This is a genomic window from Halalkalibacter nanhaiisediminis (genome assembly GCF_007830185.1).
Lineage (GTDB): Bacteria > Bacillota > Bacilli > Bacillales > Bacillaceae_D > Halalkalibacter > Halalkalibacter nanhaiisediminis.
Genome location: NZ_VLKZ01000002.1, coordinates 366,450 through 383,928 on the forward strand (window position 1 = coordinate 366,450; position 17,479 = coordinate 383,928).

Below are 17,479 nucleotides of genomic sequence, written 5' to 3' on the forward strand. Positions count from 1 at the left end.
CTTTCGAGAATACGGTACGTGGGTATACTTATTATACCATGGTACTTCTAACCTCTGTCAACTTTTGATAGAAATACTATATGTGGGTATCTTAGAAAATAACCTTGATTTTTTTAAATATTCATCTTAATAAGAAGCATAAGCCTTTTAAAAAAGCTCATACTTCTTCTCTATTCGTATCTTGAGAGGAGAAATTCAGTTAGAACAAAAACATAAATGTTGTAAATTCAATTAATAAGAATCAATAAGTTGATTTAATTCAGGAATTTCAGCAAGAATACGTTCAACTGGTACAGCTAATCCATGCCCTTCTTCCTGACTACCTAGAGGTGATAATGATCTAGCATAGACGACACCAACAACTTCTCCTTCTTCTGATAACACAGGACTTCCACTATGTCCTGGAAAGATTGAATTAGAAATTTTCATCGTTTGAAAAGGTACTTCCTCATTAATTATTTCTCCATTATTGACAATTTGCGTTTGTGTTAAAGGATTACCAACAACATAAATCTCTTCTTGTTCTAAGGCTGACCTCTCTCGAATCGGTAGATAAGGAAGGTTATCGCCATCTACTTTTAAAAGCGCGATATCAAGCTCTTCATTCGATTCAATGACCTCTGCATGAAAAAGGTCTCCACTTGGAAAGGAAATAGCTAAAGGATTTTGCTGATGGATAACATGATGGTTGGTTAAAATATAACCATCGGGATGAATGGCAAATCCAGTCCCTCTACTTGTATTACCTTGCACTGTAACGACAGCATCTTTAAAAGCTGCTATATGCTCTTGCTCACTTAACTCTTCCGATGTTCGCGCTAGTTCAATAGAATCTCTCGAAAAATGATTAAATAACGTACCTACACCTTGCATAACGAGTAATGTAGCAATAGATAGTCCAACTATTCGAATAAACCAAGATTTTCTTTTCTTTTTTTTCTCGTCTTCTTCTGTCTCTTCTTCATCAAACAAAAAATCTTCAGGAGCTGGTTCCTCATACTTTTGTTCTTCAAATTGTTCTTTATCTTCTTTCATTTATTAATCCTCCCATTCATACACCGTACTATATAAAGAAAAAATGACGTTTCTTAAATAATAGCATTTCTTAAAACTTTCCGTCTAATCAAGGCAACTATATGTGTGATGAGAGCAGGAAAGTATATTCGTTGTTAGTTCTGGTTGGATTGCATTATACTATTATAAGGTAAGAACGACGGTTGCTTAAATTAGAGGAGGAACGTATGGAACTTATTTCGTTAGATGAAGTACAAAAGCTTATTAATAGCTTTGCTGGACAAGATATTTATCTTCATTTAGAAACAACTAACGGGGCTTATGCCTCGCATTTTGATGAATCATTTTTTTCTGCTAGTGCATATATTCGTAATGCTAAAGTTAATTATGAACACGGAAAAATCATTGGTGAGGGACCGTATCGGGTTGGTCTTAAGCTTGAAATTGGCTGGGTATATGCGGAGGGGTTAACTCATTATGAATTAGATAAATACGGGCGACTCTTACTAGCTGGGCACGGCTTTGACGGGAAGCTTGCTGTTGCCCTTGAAATAAGTAAAACACCATTTGAATAGAAAGGAGTGAAGAAAATGAGTAAAGATCGCCAAATATTAGTTGTATTCCCTCATCCAGATGACGAAGCTTTCGGTGTATCAGGTACAATATCAAAACACGTTGCCGAAGGAACTTCAGTTACATATGCTTGCTTAACTTTAGGAGAAATGGGACGAAACTTAGGAAATCCTCCATTTGCAACGAGAGAATCACTTCCAAATATCCGAAAAAAAGAACTCCTAAAAGCAGTGGAAGCAATGGGGATTCAAGATTTACGAATGATGGGCTTACGAGATAAAACAGTTGAATTTGAAGATGATCATAAGATGACGAAAATGGTTTCAGATTTAATTGAAGAATTAAACCCATCTCTAGTGATTAGCTTCTATCCAGGCTACTCTGTCCATCCAGATCACGAAGCAACAGCAAGAGCAGTTGTTCGGGCAATCGAACGTATGGAAAAAGATAGTCGTCCTACTCTTCATTGCATTGCATTTTCGAATAACCATGAACAAGAAATCGGTCAACCTGATGTGATTGTTGATGTATCAGCATATGCAGAACAAAAAAAAGCTGCGATGTATGCACACATCTCGCAAACGGCTTGGGTGCTTGAAGATATGGAGAAAAGATGGGCAAATAATGATGTAGATGCCTTTAATTGGCTCCATTATGAACGGTTTTGGACCTATTCATTTAACTAATCAATTTGCCACCTCTTACATTTAGAGGTGGCTTTTTAGTGTAAATTCAGGTAAAAGCCTTGCACTCTTATAGTTACCCCTTTATAATATTTTACTTGTTAGCAAAAGATAAAAAGGAGTGATTGGGTGCTTTTAACAAAGCTTCGGGCCGAGGAAGAGCAAAAAGATGCTGAAACGTTAGAACAAGACCTTGCAGACCTTGAATTTCAAGTATTTCGGATGCAAGAAAACATGAAAGATATTGCAAAACGATGGCAAGTCATTGGTATTGAGCAAACTAAAGAAGAAAAATGGGTGATTGTGTCAATTTTTGATGATGGGCATGTATGCAAAATCATGCTCAATCAATGTGAAGCCGCCTATCAAGGTGTTTGGGACTTTTCCATTCAAGCACAATATCTTGATCAACATATCATTCATATTGGTGATATGAAAGGCGAAGAAAATCAAGGCTATGGCTCAATCTGTATGAAGTATCTCAAAGAACATGCAACTGATCAAAATGTTCAATATATTAAAGGAGACTTAGCAAAACGTGATTGGGGTCATCTTGACAGACTCATCCATTTTTATGAGAAACATGATTTTGAAGTTGAAATTGATCATGCCAACCAATCTGGTGAAATCAGATGGAATGCCTCTTTTCAATAAGAAAAAAAGAATCTGCTTAGCTAGTTTTCAGTCAATCAATGAAACTAGTAAGCAGATTTTTTCGTTTTAGAATTCGACTGTATCAAGCATCGCCCACATACTTGGACCAATGCCCTCAACTGCTTCTTTAAGAGGTAGGAAGACAGTATAACCTACCAACTGTCCTTCATATTCCTTTGCAACATGGATGACAGACGTTTTTTGATCATTAGACGTGACTTCTTCTAGAAACGCATACTCTACTCCATCGAGTGGAACGTCAATCTCTTTTGTAATTTCTCCATTTGCGTGATCAATGATCGCTTGCTTTAATTCATCTGCATTTACCTCGGTACCATGAGTCGTTACTCGAGTAAAAAACGATTCGTCTAACTGTGAAATAATCACATCTCGATTCGGTTCTTCACTCTCTAGTTTATAATCCTCTAATACGTAGACTCCATATCCAAGCTCACTACGATGAAACTGAGCTGTTCTCATCTCAGTCTCTCCTTCAACGTACACTGGAATATCTTTCACATCAGAAGCATCACTTGCTCCAGGAGCAGCTGTATCTTCTTCTTGATTAGGCTCTTGCCGAGAATCAGGTTCTTTGTCTGGCTCCACTGCAGGTTCTTCAATCTGTTCTCCTCCTACCGTCTCTTCATTTACCTGAGTTGTCGTCCCACAAGCTGTTAATCCAAGCAGTAAAAATATAGAGCATCTAATTACAAATCGTTTCATACTGATCCCCCATTCTTTATTTTTTATTTTAAATATGAAACGATGATTGTGATTGTTAAGTTTCACCCCATATGAAATAAAAAAGCGTAAGAAGTCCTTTGACTGTCTAACGCTTTGATGAACCAATTATTCCTTTGCTATCAAATAGCTGATTGACCCTGTTAACAAACCAAAAACGGCTCCTCCTAACACTTCTTCTGGCATATGCCCTAAACGCTCTCTTAGACGAACAGCTCGCTTACTAGTTGAATGTGACTTCTGAAAAGCAGTTAGTTCTGCTATGTTCTCTGCCATTTGATTGACTTTGATCGTTAATTCACCTGTTTGTCTACGAATACCTTGTGCATCATACATGACGATCAGACCAAAAACAGTAGAAAGCGCAAAATCAATGGAAGACACTCCACGTTCAAGCGCGATATATGTAGCTAACGCTGTCACGCCAGCAGAGTGCGAACTTGGCATGCCGCCCGTTTCAAAAAATGTTCCAAAATCCCACTCTCCCATTTGCCATCTTTTTATAGGAATTTTTAATCCTTGGGCTAGGCCAATGGTTGTTAATGCCGTTAACATAGGACGATTCATACACTTCACCTCTATTATAGAGTGCGAATCATCGCAGCCAACTATTCATTCATTTCTTGAGGAATGCTTACTGAAATAACATCATCAAATTTAATCTCATATGATTAAAGCCATAAGAATGTACCACCTGTGCCATGTTTTTTACCAGCACTTGCCACAAATTTTACCACTTGATGTCAACATGTTTACCAATAGAAGCACGTCAACGATTTTAAGGAAAAAGCCTAATCCTCCTTATTTTTAACGAGGAATTAGGCTTTGGTCTTCCGCAATCGCACCAATTGTGGATATCTGATGACAAGTTTTTTGTCACCGAATCTGAAATTTATGGGAATAATAAACTCTATCATCAATTAAAAAAGAACTTCGAATAAGAAAAACATAGGGAGATTTTAGTCTTCCTATGTTTTCATTCATATTATTTATCTGTTTGTTTTTGCTTCTTTTTCAAATACTCCGCACGTATTTTTTCAAGTTGCTGCTTTTTATCAAATTTGGCAGGCGTCTGTTTTTCATGAAACTTCGTCACAGCTACCTTACCTTTGGTATCCAATTGATATTTTCCCACTTTGTTCACCTACTTTTCTTGTCTTTAAAAAGAATCTATTCAACAAATATAATATACCTTATTTTACTGAAGTAAACCTTATTACTTTATTAGTGTACTGCTAACTTTGCATATATCAGTAAAAACATTAAAAACTTAGTAAAATAATTCATCGCCAAATGGTATTCATTTCATTGCTATAATCAAAATAAAATGCCTTGACACTCTGTATAAGTCTCAATAATTCTATTTCTTGTTAGTTCAGCTCTCTTCTAAAGGTCCAATTGTTCGGTAAATAAGGTTTCAAATATTAAAACAATCTAAGTCTACTCCATCTTTTTTATTGATTCTTAATGCTAATAACCATTACGTTCTCGATGATTTCAAATGTAAGTTTCTGAGGGGAATATTGTTTTTATTGCAAAGTCTTTTTACTACTTGTTAAAAAAAATCTACATCCCCAATATTTTTCTCCAAAAAATCACCCGTTCCTTCTCGGATATAAATTAAATGAGTAGGCAGATCCCTCTTGTCTTGATTATTTTCATCTGGTTCTTCTATCGGAGCTACTACCCTAGCCTCTTGTTGGTACCATAACGTAAACGATGTTAACCCAACGAACAAAGCAAAGATGAGAAACCATTGCTTTGTCATAATCTCTTCTCCTTACGCTTCTTCGATCAAACGGATTCGTTCTGCTTGATTGTCCTGGATCAACTTTTGAAGCGCTGCTCGTTGACTTTCTAATGTTGTTAACAGTTTTCTTATACTTCTTTTCATATCAGTCGTTTGCTTAAGTGAATCATTTATTTTACCATGCACCATCCAGTCAACGATAAAACCGTCAAAGAAATAATCAGCAAAAGTCAGGAAACCCTCAACCTTTATTTTAAAGTCTGTATAGGCGTTAATGTCACGTAACTCTTCTTCAAAATGACGTAAAGCCCGCTGAGCATCATGAATATGGCTCTGTGCATCATCAAGATGGCTATGTTTAATAGCTGTTGAAATCATCCCGCCACCGAACATATCCCAAGTAGACCATCCACTCGCACTTTCCAAAGATGATATAGCCACGTTCAATGCTTGCAACCCATTCTCTCCTGCTGCAATCGCTTCGTCATATTCATTATCTTGGGACGTTAGTTTTGCTTCCTTTTCAAGTAAAGAAGCAATTTGCTCATTTGCCAATGAATCTTGTGAAAGAATGAGAGTCTTTTTCTCTTGTAATAGCTGTTCATATTCTTTTTCTGGTTGCCCAAGCGGCAATAAGATTTTATCAATTTCAGTGATTTCCTTTTCAAGATCATTGATCGTCATTTTCGCTTCATCATATTTTAATTGCGCTTGCAGGAGCTCTTGCTGTTCTTTCTCCATTTTTTCTAATTTACGACCAACCACTGTATAAAACAAATTTGTGAATGAGAGCTTCTCAAGCTGTTCCACGTCTTTGCTTTCCTTTTCTACAATACTCTTAAGACGTTCGAGCTTTGTCTTCTCTTCTTTCAAATAATGTTCAGCTCGAGTTTTGCGATCTGTCCATTTTGAATAAAGACGTAGTCGTTCATTTACCTCTTCAAAACGTTTTTGATATTGTTCCATGCTCATTCCTCCCTCTTTATTTATACGGTATCAAAATCAAATAGGTTTCAAATGGAATAAATGAAAATAAGAGAGAAAACAATAAAGATTATCCATCACTATTCCTTCGCATTTATGATCATTTTGTATTATAAAAAGGTTTTGAATAAACTTATTATTATAACATATTCATGGTGACGGTTTCACTTATTTACTCAGTGATCGAAATAGGATACTATTTATCAGCACTATACAGTCAAAGGGGTTACTTAATGGACATTGTTGAACAAATTACACATTTACAAGTTTTAAATCAGTTTTGGCTTTTACTCATTTTTCTAGTTCCAATGGTATTGATTTCACGAACTGTTGTTGCTGGAACTCGTTTTTCACCAATTTTAATCATTGTAATTTTTGGATTACTTCTTGGTTTTATCCTCGTATCTGTCGGCATTGCTACACCTGGGCTTCCTGAATTTCCATTTGTCGATTTTATGGCACGAACAACGATTATTGCTCTTATCGTTTCTTTCTTTGTTGGAGGGCAAGAATTACGAAAAATTCTTGGTAACAAAGAAATGGAATCACCAGACATCGTTGTGCCATCAGAAGAAGAAACCATCCTTGGAACGAACCGAACTCAATTATTTTTCATTATTCGTTCATTCTTCTTGTTAATTGGTATCGAAGGATTAACAAGAATGATCATGCAAGGTCAAACAGTTGAGGGCTTTGCTGCTTATAATCCGCTTATTGCATATATAGGATTAATCATTGCTGTCATCCTTATCGATAATAAAGCCAAGATTTCGAATAAACATGTGTATATTCGAAAAGGATTACTTGAAATTGCTCTTATTGTAATGATTCTTATTATTTCTGCCTACATTGCACAAGCATTTCATTCTCTCATTGCTTTGCCGCAAATTTTCTTTGCAATGATGATTTCGGCAGCGTTAGGAGCGATTTTTTACAACTGGACGTTTGGACCAACTCTTAGGGCTCTTCTTTTTGCAGGGATTCCAGTTGTTCTCGCTGCCAATTTTATGGTGGGTGGCTCACGAATTGGAGATGCTTTTGCCATCCAAGGGATGAATGCAGTACTCACTTATGGATTTTTCGGACAGCTATTTTGGATGTTTGGTGGTATTGCTTTAGTCATGCTTATTGCAAAAACAGCTCACATCCGTAATCTCGCGCCAGGTATGGCTGGGTCTTTATCTCATTCGGGATTAACAGGGGCTTGTACGGCTGGTGACTTTGGACAAGTCGCAGCGAAACGTGCACCTATCATGATTAACATCCCATTTTTTGGACATGTCTTTGTTTTTTCCATATTAGCCATTAGTGCTGAACGTGGTACACTCTGGCTCGGTCCAACAGCGGTCATTGTCTTAATTGGTGTTGGGTTAACAGCACTTGCTCTTCTGAATTTACGTAGAGCTCACGGTGATGATCGAAAAGAAGTGAAAGCTTTGATGCAGTTTTCATTTGGATGGCAAATTTGTGCTGTCTTTGGAGGCCTTGCCTTATTAAGCCTTAGTACGATACCGTTTGACTATTCTGTCATGGCACAATCGTCAGCTATTTCTCATTTTGGGTTATTTGCTGCGGTACAAGGTGAAATGTTTGGATCAGAAGCCGCGTTACTAATTCCATTTATCTTTTCAATGCCATTTCTTGTGCATCCGCTTGTCTTTTATATGTTCGGGAAAGCAATGGAACGTAATGGAGAGATGCCGATCAAACCAGTCTATCTCTTTGCTTTAATTGGTGTCATTGGTGTAGTATATTCGATCTATTTTGCATAATTGAGCTGATAAAAAAAGACGCTAGGGTAAATTCCTAGCGTCTTTTTTTACCTTTTCATTTGACAATAGTTTAATTAAATCGGTTTGATATGTTCGAACGAGCTCTTATAGTTTAAGAGCGAAACTGATCTTGCCATCTACTTTAAACCGACCGTCTTAAAAGTCATATCGGATTTAGATCATCCTAAAGTAGCTTAAATAAATGTTTCTACGATAATTTCAGAATGACGTCAGTATTTTTTTGATCCCCCATCAAAAAAATAAGCACACCCTTCCTGTAAAACCACTTGTGCACTACCATTACATATTACATTAAACTAAAAGATACGATCCTTTTCATTATGGATATGCCTTGGAATGCTTGTTCATTCTCTCGATGGAATCTTTTAATGCCTATATTGCCACGATTATCCTTTCTTTCTTTTGTGATTCGCTATATTAATTCACTTTTATGCAAGCGATTTCTTACATTATGATTTAATAATAAAAACTGTTGCACAATAGTAATAAAACGAATATTATAGTTAATGTTGTTTATTATGTTCGGGTCTAGGAGGACTATCATGATTGAAAAATGGTTTCGTTTAAAAGAGAATCAAACAAATGTTAAAACAGAGTTAATTGCTGGAATGACAACATTTTTAACAATGGTTTACATCGTTGTTGTTAATCCAATCATTTTAGCTGACGCTGGTGTTCCTTTTGAACAAGTATTTTTAGCAACCATTATTGCAACTGTTGTTGGAACACTGTGGATGGCCATATTTGCCAATTATCCAATTGCGATTGCTCCTGGTATGGGGTTGAATGCCTATTTTGCTTATTCCGTGGTAGGTGCAAATCCCGAGATCGGCTATGAAGTTGCCTTTGGTGCGGTGTTTGTATCAGGTATTTTATTTATCATCCTTTCGTTAACACCTTTTCGAGAAAAATTAGTTGAAGCGATTCCATCCAATTTAAAGCATGGTATTACGGCTGGTATCGGTTTATTTATCGCTTTTATTGGCATGCGCTTAACAGGATTAATCGTGCCACATCCAGCGAACCTTGTCGCTCTTGGTGACTTACAATCACCACAAGTCACCCTTGCTTTAATTGGACTTGCGATCACGCTTGTTCTCATGACATTGGGTGTTAATAGTGCTTTATTTATCGGAATGATCGCAACTGGTGTCATCGCCTTTCTTATGGGACAGTTATCATTTGATCAAGGCTTTGTCGCAATTCCAAGTCAGCCTGAATGGTTTGTCTTCGGTTCGCCAATTGATGCATTAATGAATGTCTTTCAATACGGGCTATACGCCGTTGTGTTTTCGTTTTTGCTTGTAACCATTTTTGATACGACTGGAACAATGATTGGGGTTGCCCAGCAAGCTGGCTTTATGAAAGGGAACCATATGCCAAGAGCTCGCCAAGCATTGCTTGCTGACTCTGTTGCGAAGACTGTGGGATCTATTTTTGGGACAAGCCCAACATCAGCATACATTGAATCATCTGCAGGTGTTGCGGCAGGTGGACGAACTGGCTTAACAACAGTGACAGTTGCAGGGCTGTTTATCTTAACAATTTTCTTTGCTCCTACTGTAAGTGCTGTTTCAGGACTCGCCGCGATTACCGCTCCTGCTTTAATTATTGTTGGGAGCTTAATGCTAGGAAATGTTGCACATATTAAATGGGATGAGTTTGATGAAGCATTCCCTGCTTTTCTTGTTATTTTGAGCATGCCTCTTACTTCAAGTATTGCGACAGGGATGGCGCTTGGTTTTATCTCTTACCCGCTCATGAAACTTATAAAAGGAAAAGGACGCTCTGTTCATCCACTCGTTTATCTATTCGCTGTGCTCTTTTTGATTCAACTTGTTTTCATGCCTCATTAAAGTATGAATAAAGTTCATTAAGTTTGGAATAGTAATAGCAAACAGGAGGATGGCCAAATGGAGACAATGCGCATACTTCAATACGTTTGCTCAATACTTGGAACAGGCTGCTTGATTTTTACGTATATTCAAATGGCTCGAAAAAACAAAGAGAAGTCAACTCGCTAGTTTAGCTTGTTGGCTTCTCTTTTTTCTATATTACATTCATTTAATTAACTAAGTGCTGCTTCAATTTTCTTTTTTGTAATATTCCAGTGAGAATCGACCCACTTCGGCTCTTTATTTTCGAAAATAAAGAATTGTGGTGATTCATGCTTAATACTTAACTCTTCCGCAATTGTATTTGAAACAGGACGTTGTTCAATTACTTTTACGAGTGCAAATGTCGCATCTGAACCTGCATAATCATTAATAAATGCATCATACTGTTTATATGCCTCTGCGCTGATCGGACAAGTCGTACTATGCTTAAGTAAAAATACTTTCTTATCTGATGATGACTCCAATAATTCATGCCATTGTTCAATTGATTCTAATTCTACCATTGTTGTCATTTTCATTCACTCCTAATTGAATTTATACTTCCTCTACATAATACATCAATGCGAGTGCACCTGGCCCAGTATGTGTACTAATAATAGGTGACGTTTCGGTAATCGTTATAAAAGGAATTTCACGAACTTGCAGAAGGGCTTCCTTTAATTTATTCGCAAGTTCTTCTGCCTCAATTTGAGCAATCCCTACAGCTTTAACGGCTTTGCCCTCTGTTTCTTCAATAAATCTTCTCTTAAAATAGTCGATCATTTGCATATGGGTTCGCACTTTCGTCACAGGTGTGTAGACCCCATCAGCAAGTGAGGCAATTGGCTTAATTTTCAACAACGATCCGAGCAAGGCTTTTCCACGTCCAATCCTTCCACCTTTAGCCAAATATTCAAGTGTATCGACCATAAGATACAAGGAAGTGTGCTCACGAATGACGTTAAGTCGTTCAACAATCTCGTTAACACTGTGCCCCTTTTTCGCCATCGTCGCTGCCTCAATCACTTGAAAACTAAGCGCAGCTGAGATAAAGCGTGAATTGACAACCGTTACACCCTCACCAACCATATCGGCAGCTGTTCTAGCAGCATTAACGGTTCCACTCATTCCTTCCGTCATATGAATCGAAAGAACATGCGTTGTTTCTGGATCATTAAGAAGCTCTCGGTACGTTTTTTCAAAAGTGCCAACTGAAGGCTGAGAGCTTTTCGGCAATTCATCAGCTGACGTTAATAACTTAATAAATTCTTTTTTTGTTATATCGATTCCATCTACATACGTTTTATCTTTAAATGCAATCGATAAAGGTACAACTGTGATTCCGTACTGATCAATTAGCTCATCGCTTAAGTCACACGTCGAATCAGTTACAATCTTTACTGTCATTCAAATATACTCCTTATTCTTTGACGACACACAGACATAAGGTCTATCTGCCCTTTAATGAAACCCTTTTCATTCTAATTCAGTGATTTTACACGAATAAATTGAATTTCTTCTTTATTTTATCACAAAAATAGCTTTGATGAGAAACAAAACGCCCGCTTATTTCTGACTAAGAGCAAAGTGAATGTCTTGGTATGTAATGTGCTCTGGTAGTGCTTCTTTTATTGGTTTTAGTCGCTCTCTCCCAAGTTCATTTGCAGCTTCAAAAATGAGTTGTCTATCTTCTTCATCTACATGCTCCCAAAGGCGCAGCTCAATCCCCTCCTCTTGCGCGCGAATCAAGTGCTTAATGATCGTTTGTTCCGTTAAAGCGAATTCTTCGACTAAGTCCGAAACGGTTGCACCAGCTAAAAATTTTTGGGCTGTGTCAAGGTACTGCCCTTTCGTTGCTTTTTGAGTTGTTACCTTGCGTGGCGTTTGATTCATTGACACAGAATCAGTTGATTTCCGCTCAAAAAATGGTTGAAGAACCGTTAGAAAAGCATCACCATACTTTTGTAGCTTCTGCTCACCAACACCTGATATGTCCGAAAATTCATCTAACGTTAACGGAATTCGACGGCTCATCTCTTTTAATGTCCGATCGGAAAAAATCATATAAGGAGGAAGATTTTGTTCATCTGCAAGCTGCTTTCTACATTTCCTTAACGCTTCAAAGATGTCATCTTGTTCCACAGGTTCTTCAGGAGGTGCCGCTTCAATTAATTGGACGATCTCTTTACCGGTGAGCACATGCAACGCTTTTTCTGTTAATTGTAGTGTCGGATAAGAAGAACCAGTTGGTTGTAAATAGCCTTCAGCTGTTAAGACATCAATCAATTCAACGACAGCTTTTTGTGTCCAATCCTTCATCAGGCCGTATGTCGATACGTTCATCAGGTCAAATTGCTTTATTTTTTGATTGGAAGAACCGACTAATACTTGCGCAACCATCGTTTTTCCAAAGCGCTCTCTCATTCTTTTTATACATGAAAAGACCATCTGTGCCTCTTTTGTCCTGTCTACTTTTTCACCTGTATGAGAGCAATTTGAGCATTTTCCACAAGTCATCTCTCGTTCATCACCAAAGTATTGGAGAATATACGCCTGCAAACAGCGCTCCGTATGACAGTAAGCCGTCATTTGTTGGAGCTTCTTATACTCCATTTCTTGGCGTTCTTCCAGACGATCAGATTGTTCGATTAAAAAGCTTTGCGTACGAATATCCTGTGCAGAAAACAAGAGAACACAATCACTATTTTCCCCGTCTCTGCCTGCACGACCTGCTTCTTGGTAATAAGCTTCAACTGTTCTTGGCATGCTATAATGAAGAACAAATCGGACATTTGATTTATCGATACCCATGCCAAACGCATTCGTCGCTATCATGATCTTGACTTCATCTCGAATAAAAGCTTCTTGTCCAATGGACCGTTCTTTTTCGCTCATCCCACCATGATAACTCGCAACAGCGTAACCCAAAGCTTGCAAATCCGCATGAATTTGTTCGACTTCTTTACGCGTCGTTGCATAAATGATTCCTGACTCTTCTTTACGAGCTGCTAGAAATGCATCCATAAACCGTTTTTTATTGACACCTTTCTTCACTTGAAAACGTAGGTTAGGACGAGCAAACCCTGTCGTCACTACATGCTGCTGATCAATTTGTAAGTATGATTGCAAGTCATCACGCACTTGCTCTGTAGCCGTTGCCGTTAGCGCAAGTACAGTAGGACGAGCCCTTAATTGTTCAATCCACTCAGTAATTCGCAAATAGCTCGGTCTAAAATCATGTCCCCATTGCGACATACAATGAGCTTCATCAATCGCAATTAACGAAAGTGGAATTTGACCCACTAAATGCTGAAAATAAGTCTGCTCCAAACGTTCAGGTGCAACATAAATCAGCTTATAAACCCCTTCTAAAATCTCTTGATGCCTCTGACGCTCTTCTTCCGCCGTTAATGTGCTATTTAGATAGGTAGAGGCAATACCCAATTCCGATAAAGCATCTACCTGATCCTTCATTAACGAAATAAGCGGGGAAATGACAATGGTCACACCAGGTAAAACGAGCGCAGGGATTTGATAACAAAGTGACTTCCCTCCACCTGTAGGCATAATTCCAAGAGTAACTATTCCTTGTAAAACTTGCTCGATGATTTTCCTCTGCCCGTCTCGAAATTGATCATAACCAAAAATCGACTGTAGCTTTTCTTCAGCTGCTTTAAAATCAACTGTCTGCATGCCCTCACTTCCTTCTTACATTTCTTCTATAATAGAACGATTTCAACCTATATCATGTCTCATTAATGTTTAAAACTTCATCTGTTCGTTTCCATAACCATCCTACCACTCATCTCTCTTCTGGTCGAGAGCTCATCAAAAAACCAATGAATTCGAAAAAGATTGCCATAAAACTATCGCTTGATGCCAAATGAATGGTATAATTCATTCGATTATGTACATTGGAGGCTAACGTATTTATGATTACTGTTACAAATGTAGGACTACAATATGGCGACCGTAAATTATTTGATGAAGTAAATATTAAATTTACTCCTGGTAACTGCTACGGTCTGATCGGTGCAAACGGCGCAGGAAAATCGACTTTTATTAAAATTTTATCTGGTGAAATTGAACCACAATCAGGTGATGTTCATATGAAGCCAGGGCAACGCCTAGCTGTTCTAAAACAAAACCATTTTGAATATGAAGAGTTTGAAGTTATGACGACTGTCATTATGGGTCATCCGCGTCTTTACCAAGTAATGCAAGAAAAAGATGCGATTTATATGAAAGAAGACTTCTCTGATGAAGACGGTATTAAAGCAGCTGAGCTTGAGGGCGAATTTGCTGAATTAAATGGTTGGGAAGCTGAGTCAGAAGCGGCTGTCTTATTAAAAGGTTTAGGAATTGGCGAAGACCTGCACAACAAGAAGTTAGCTGATTTAACTGGTTCTGAAAAAGTGAAAGTGTTACTTGCTCAAGCTTTATTTGGTCAACCAGATGTCCTTCTTCTTGATGAGCCGACAAACCATCTTGATTTAAAAGCAATTGAATGGTTGGAAGAATTCCTCATCAATTTTGAGAATACCGTCATCGTTGTTTCTCATGACCGTCACTTTTTGAACAAAGTTTGTACACATATTGCAGACTTAGACTTTGGTAAGATTCAAATTTACGTAGGAAACTACGATTTCTGGTATGAGTCTAGTCAATTAGCACAAAGAATGGCTCAGGATCAAAATAAGAAAAAAGAAGAAAAAATCAAAGAATTACAAGGTTTTATTGCGCGCTTTAGTGCCAATGCTTCCAAATCAAAGCAAGCAACTTCTCGTAAGAAGCTTCTTGATAAAATTGAGCTTGATGATATTCGTCCTTCTTCACGTAAGTACCCTTATGTTCATTTTAGTCCAGAACGTGAAATTGGAAACGACCTTTTAACAGTACAAGGATTGTCAAAAACAATTGACGGTGAAAAAGTTCTTAACAATGTTAGCTTTACAATGAACAAAGATGACAAAATCGCTTTAGTCGGAAACAATGAGATTGCTAAGACTGCATTATTTAAAATATTAGCAGGTGAAATGGAGCCCGATAATGGTAGTTATAAATGGGGTGTGACGACATCACAAGCATATTTCCCAAAAGATAACTCAGCTTTCTTTGAAGGATCCGATATGAACTTGGTTGATTGGTTACGCCAGTATTCTCCTGAAGATGATAGCGATACATTCTTGCGTGGTTTCTTAGGGCGAATGCTCTTCTCTGGTGAAGAAGTGAAGAAGAAAGCAAGCGTTCTATCAGGTGGTGAAAAAGTCCGTTGTATGCTTTCGAAAATGATGTTAAGTGGTGCAAATGTTCTTTTACTAGATGAGCCAACAAACCACCTTGACTTGGAGTCCATTACAGCAGTCAACAATGGTCTAATCAATTATAAAGGCTCAATGATTTTTGCTTCTCATGATCATCAATTTAATGAAACGATCGCTAACCGCATCATTGAATTAACAGAAGATGGTCTAATTGATAAACAAATGACGTATAATGAATATCTTCAAGAAGCTAAATAATGAATAAAGAAACTCCGGAATAAACACCGGAGTTTTCCTTTCGTATATATATGAAAACTATTCCGGTACGTGAAATTTCACAAAGAAGAATAGGAGGACCGTCGTATGTCAGTGAAAACAGCTTATCTTTTTGCCATACTAGGAGCAGCACTATGGGGCATAACGGGGCTTTTCGTTCAAAATCTTTATGCATACGGTTTTTCGGCCTGGGATGTTGTTGCCATTCGGTCTGTGTTTACAGTGCTTTTGTTACTAGCCTATGTTTTAATTTTTAAACGAGACGCTCTTTACATTCGATGGAAGCATATCCCTCTTTTTATTGGATCTGGTGTCGTTAGCTTTGTCTTTTTTAATTGGTGCTTCTTTACCGTAATGGATCAAGCGAACATTTCACTTGCTGTTGTCTTACTTTATACAGGACCACTGTTTGTCACACTTTTATCACGCTTTCTTTTTAAAGAGCTTTTAACACCGAGAAAGACTGCAGCGATCATTGTGACATTAGCAGGATGCGGCTTCGTTGTCGGCCTCTTTCCTTCCATTGATTCTGTTCTCACTGCCTCAACACTATTAATTGGTTTAGGCTCTGGATTTTTTTATGCATTATATAGTATTTTTGCAAAGATTAGTAGTAGACATTATCATACAATTACAATTACAACATATTCGTTTATATGTGCAACCCTTTTTATGGTTTTATCTAGTCAAATTACGCACAAAGTAGAGCTGTTTTTAAATTCTTCCATTTTATTAAATAGTCTTGGTTTAGCACTTTTCCCTACAGTTCTTGCCTACTTACTTTATACAAAAGGGTTGAGTCAAATAGAATCAAGCCGTGCTTCTATTTTATCAACGATTGAGCCTGTTGTTGCGATCGGAATTGGATTTTTCTTTTTCCAAGATGTTCTTTCCCTATGGCAATGGTTCGGAGTGAGTCTTGTCATTCTCTCAATTATTCTTGCAGCTGAATCACCAAGTAAACAAGCCAAGATGAAAAAAGCATCTGCACAAGCCATGTGACTCTAGTGCAGATGCTTTTTCATTTTTTTACATCCAAGTATCGAGTCAGTTCCTTGCTGTTCTTATACTTAGGATTATTCGAACGCGTTGAATCTCTTATATCCGATACATTCGTAATTCGTAAGAAGGTAATTGTTTCACCTCTCTTACGAATTAATGCAAGCTCTTGTTCGTCTCTTGGATTAATTCGTACCCTCATGTTGTCATCCATCGTTGTAAAAATACTCTCTTATTCTATTGCAGTGTATTAATGCTCATAACGTTTTTGTTTCTGTCTTCTTCGTTTCCAAAGTTGAAAGATCACAATGATACTAGCCACTACTATTAGCGTATAAATAATTTGTATAACGAAACTTTCCCAGTCATTAATCGTGCGACCATAATAAAAACCGATAAAAAAATAAATGCTCATCCAAACGAATGCTGAGCTAAACCCCACTAAAACAAATAAATGAAATGGTACTTTTGAAATCCCAATACTAAACGGGACAGCATGACGAATAAAAGGAAAAAAATAGCTAAAGCTAACAGCCTTTAAGCCATACTTATCTAATAATTCTTTTCCTTTTTCTGCTCGTGTATGCCAAATCGAACTCTTTTTTTTCGTAGATAGCCCTTTCCTCTTTGAAACCACACTCCCAATTACATAAAGGATCGTACCATGACAAAGGATACTACTAAAAAGAATGAAAAAGGTAGGAATAGGATCAAGATACTTAGTCGTGGCAAGCAAGCCAACACTCATTAATAATACTTCATTTGGGACCGGAAAGATAAATAGACCAACAGCAGTGATCAAAAAGAGAGCGATATAGCCGTGTTGTCTGATGATATCAACAAAAAACATCAAGTCGTCCACTACTATATC

The 17,479-nt window shown here is 37.5% G+C and carries 18 protein-coding genes; 7 read left to right on the top strand and 11 right to left on the bottom strand.

The genetic code is table 11. The annotated features are described in order from the left end of the window. Window positions 1–231 precede the first annotated feature (231 nt). The gene (locus IQ10_RS04425) at window positions 232–1,035 is read right to left on the bottom strand and encodes a S1 family peptidase (RefSeq protein ID WP_144449269.1); all 804 of its coding nucleotides are present in this window, start codon (window positions 1,033–1,035) and stop codon (window positions 232–234) included. 206 nt (window positions 1,036–1,241) lie between these two features. On the opposite strand from IQ10_RS04425, the gene IQ10_RS04430 reads away from it, so the two are divergent. From IQ10_RS04430 to IQ10_RS04440, 3 genes are all read left to right on the top strand, one after another. Next, window positions 1,242–1,589 carry a YojF family protein gene (locus tag IQ10_RS04430; RefSeq protein ID WP_144449270.1) on the top strand — a complete coding sequence of 116 codons (348 nt, stop codon included), beginning with the start codon at window positions 1,242–1,244 and terminating at the stop codon, window positions 1,587–1,589. Window positions 1,590–1,604: 15 nt separating this feature from the next. Beyond that, on the top strand, window positions 1,605–2,273 hold the full coding sequence (gene bshB2, locus IQ10_RS04435) for a bacillithiol biosynthesis deacetylase BshB2 (RefSeq protein WP_144449271.1): 669 nt from the start codon (window positions 1,605–1,607) through the stop codon (window positions 2,271–2,273). Between the two features lie 126 nt (window positions 2,274–2,399). Further along, the gene (locus IQ10_RS04440) at window positions 2,400–2,924 is read left to right on the top strand and encodes a hypothetical protein (RefSeq protein WP_144449272.1); all 525 of its coding nucleotides are present in this window, start codon (window positions 2,400–2,402) and stop codon (window positions 2,922–2,924) included. A 66-nt stretch (window positions 2,925–2,990) separates the two neighbouring features. Here IQ10_RS04440 and IQ10_RS04445 read toward each other — a convergent pair whose 3' ends face one another. The 5 genes from IQ10_RS04445 to IQ10_RS04460 all read right to left on the bottom strand — a co-directional run bounded on the left by IQ10_RS04445 (window position 2,991) and on the right by IQ10_RS04460 (window position 6,381). Next, window positions 2,991–3,647 carry a DUF8580 domain-containing lipoprotein gene (locus IQ10_RS04445; protein WP_144449273.1) on the bottom strand — a complete coding sequence of 219 codons (657 nt, stop codon included), beginning with the start codon at window positions 3,645–3,647 and terminating at the stop codon, window positions 2,991–2,993. Window positions 3,648–3,773: 126 nt separating this feature from the next. Next, on the bottom strand, window positions 3,774–4,232 hold the full coding sequence (locus IQ10_RS04450; RefSeq protein ID WP_144449274.1) for a divergent PAP2 family protein: 459 nt from the start codon (window positions 4,230–4,232) through the stop codon (window positions 3,774–3,776). A 418-nt stretch (window positions 4,233–4,650) separates the two neighbouring features. Further along, window positions 4,651–4,800: a hypothetical protein gene (locus tag IQ10_RS18130; protein ID WP_088090641.1), complete on the bottom strand. Its 150-nt coding sequence runs from the start codon at window positions 4,798–4,800 to the stop codon at window positions 4,651–4,653. 420 nt (window positions 4,801–5,220) lie between these two features. Next, window positions 5,221–5,433: a hypothetical protein gene (locus IQ10_RS04455; protein WP_144449275.1), complete on the bottom strand. Its 213-nt coding sequence runs from the start codon at window positions 5,431–5,433 to the stop codon at window positions 5,221–5,223. A 12-nt stretch (window positions 5,434–5,445) separates the two neighbouring features. Further along, the gene (locus tag IQ10_RS04460; RefSeq protein WP_144449276.1) at window positions 5,446–6,381 is read right to left on the bottom strand and encodes a coiled-coil domain-containing protein; all 936 of its coding nucleotides are present in this window, start codon (window positions 6,379–6,381) and stop codon (window positions 5,446–5,448) included. Window positions 6,382–6,632: 251 nt separating this feature from the next. Between IQ10_RS04460 and IQ10_RS04465 the strand changes: the two genes are divergently transcribed. Further along, complete coding sequence (locus tag IQ10_RS04465; protein WP_144449277.1) at window positions 6,633–8,171, top strand: hypothetical protein; 1,539 nt, start codon at window positions 6,633–6,635, stop codon at window positions 8,169–8,171. A gap of 563 nt (window positions 8,172–8,734) precedes the next feature. Beyond that, on the top strand, window positions 8,735–10,048 hold the full coding sequence (locus tag IQ10_RS04470) for an NCS2 family permease (RefSeq protein ID WP_144449278.1): 1,314 nt from the start codon (window positions 8,735–8,737) through the stop codon (window positions 10,046–10,048). A gap of 212 nt (window positions 10,049–10,260) precedes the next feature. Here IQ10_RS04470 and ytxJ read toward each other — a convergent pair whose 3' ends face one another. From ytxJ to recQ, 3 genes are all read right to left on the bottom strand, one after another. Next, on the bottom strand, window positions 10,261–10,602 hold the full coding sequence (ytxJ, locus tag IQ10_RS04475; RefSeq protein ID WP_242009738.1) for a bacillithiol system redox-active protein YtxJ: 342 nt from the start codon (window positions 10,600–10,602) through the stop codon (window positions 10,261–10,263). 22 nt (window positions 10,603–10,624) lie between these two features. After that, a complete protein-coding gene (locus tag IQ10_RS04480; protein WP_144449279.1) occupies window positions 10,625–11,476 on the bottom strand; it encodes a DegV family protein in 852 nt (283 codons plus the stop codon). A gap of 159 nt (window positions 11,477–11,635) precedes the next feature. After that, window positions 11,636–13,762: a DNA helicase RecQ gene (gene recQ, locus IQ10_RS04485; protein ID WP_144449280.1), complete on the bottom strand. Its 2,127-nt coding sequence runs from the start codon at window positions 13,760–13,762 to the stop codon at window positions 11,636–11,638. Between the two features lie 239 nt (window positions 13,763–14,001). Here recQ and IQ10_RS04490 point away from each other — a divergent pair, with 239 nt between their 5' ends. Together IQ10_RS04490 and IQ10_RS04495 are read left to right on the top strand one after the other, a co-directional pair. Continuing rightward, on the top strand, window positions 14,002–15,591 hold the full coding sequence (locus tag IQ10_RS04490) for an ABC-F family ATP-binding cassette domain-containing protein (RefSeq protein WP_144449281.1): 1,590 nt from the start codon (window positions 14,002–14,004) through the stop codon (window positions 15,589–15,591). A gap of 105 nt (window positions 15,592–15,696) precedes the next feature. Next, window positions 15,697–16,611: a DMT family transporter gene (locus IQ10_RS04495; RefSeq protein WP_144449282.1), complete on the top strand. Its 915-nt coding sequence runs from the start codon at window positions 15,697–15,699 to the stop codon at window positions 16,609–16,611. 19 nt (window positions 16,612–16,630) lie between these two features. On the opposite strand, the gene IQ10_RS04500 is transcribed toward IQ10_RS04495, so the two are convergent. Both IQ10_RS04500 and IQ10_RS04505 read right to left on the bottom strand, forming a co-directional pair. After that, window positions 16,631–16,810 carry a DUF3970 family protein gene (locus IQ10_RS04500; protein WP_144449283.1) on the bottom strand — a complete coding sequence of 60 codons (180 nt, stop codon included), beginning with the start codon at window positions 16,808–16,810 and terminating at the stop codon, window positions 16,631–16,633. A 48-nt stretch (window positions 16,811–16,858) separates the two neighbouring features. Further along, the gene (locus IQ10_RS04505; RefSeq protein ID WP_242009740.1) at window positions 16,859–17,470 is read right to left on the bottom strand and encodes a DedA family protein; all 612 of its coding nucleotides are present in this window, start codon (window positions 17,468–17,470) and stop codon (window positions 16,859–16,861) included. Window positions 17,471–17,479: the final 9 nt, after the last annotated feature.

What these genes read in the sequence shown, in the direction of transcription:
- IQ10_RS04425 (WP_144449269.1), bottom strand. Translation starts at nt 1,035, where the DNA reads ATGAAAGAAGATAAAGAACAATTTGAAGAACAAAAGTATGAGGAACCA.
- IQ10_RS04430 (WP_144449270.1), top strand. Translation starts at nt 1,242, where the DNA reads ATGGAACTTATTTCGTTAGATGAAGTACAAAAGCTTATTAATAGCTTT.
- bshB2 (WP_144449271.1), top strand. Translation starts at nt 1,605, where the DNA reads ATGAGTAAAGATCGCCAAATATTAGTTGTATTCCCTCATCCAGATGAC.
- IQ10_RS04445 (WP_144449273.1), bottom strand. Translation starts at nt 3,647, where the DNA reads ATGAAACGATTTGTAATTAGATGCTCTATATTTTTACTGCTTGGATTA.
- IQ10_RS04450 (WP_144449274.1), bottom strand. Translation starts at nt 4,232, where the DNA reads ATGAATCGTCCTATGTTAACGGCATTAACAACCATTGGCCTAGCCCAA.
- IQ10_RS04455 (WP_144449275.1), bottom strand. Translation starts at nt 5,433, where the DNA reads ATGACAAAGCAATGGTTTCTCATCTTTGCTTTGTTCGTTGGGTTAACA.
- IQ10_RS04460 (WP_144449276.1), bottom strand. Translation starts at nt 6,381, where the DNA reads ATGGAACAATATCAAAAACGTTTTGAAGAGGTAAATGAACGACTACGT.
- IQ10_RS04465 (WP_144449277.1), top strand. Translation starts at nt 6,633, where the DNA reads ATGGACATTGTTGAACAAATTACACATTTACAAGTTTTAAATCAGTTT.
- IQ10_RS04470 (WP_144449278.1), top strand. Translation starts at nt 8,735, where the DNA reads ATGATTGAAAAATGGTTTCGTTTAAAAGAGAATCAAACAAATGTTAAA.
- ytxJ (WP_242009738.1), bottom strand. Translation starts at nt 10,602, where the DNA reads ATGACAACAATGGTAGAATTAGAATCAATTGAACAATGGCATGAATTA.
- IQ10_RS04480 (WP_144449279.1), bottom strand. Translation starts at nt 11,476, where the DNA reads ATGACAGTAAAGATTGTAACTGATTCGACGTGTGACTTAAGCGATGAG.
- recQ (WP_144449280.1), bottom strand. Translation starts at nt 13,762, where the DNA reads ATGCAGACAGTTGATTTTAAAGCAGCTGAAGAAAAGCTACAGTCGATT.
- IQ10_RS04490 (WP_144449281.1), top strand. Translation starts at nt 14,002, where the DNA reads ATGATTACTGTTACAAATGTAGGACTACAATATGGCGACCGTAAATTA.
- IQ10_RS04495 (WP_144449282.1), top strand. Translation starts at nt 15,697, where the DNA reads ATGTCAGTGAAAACAGCTTATCTTTTTGCCATACTAGGAGCAGCACTA.
- IQ10_RS04500 (WP_144449283.1), bottom strand. Translation starts at nt 16,810, where the DNA reads ATGAGGGTACGAATTAATCCAAGAGACGAACAAGAGCTTGCATTAATT.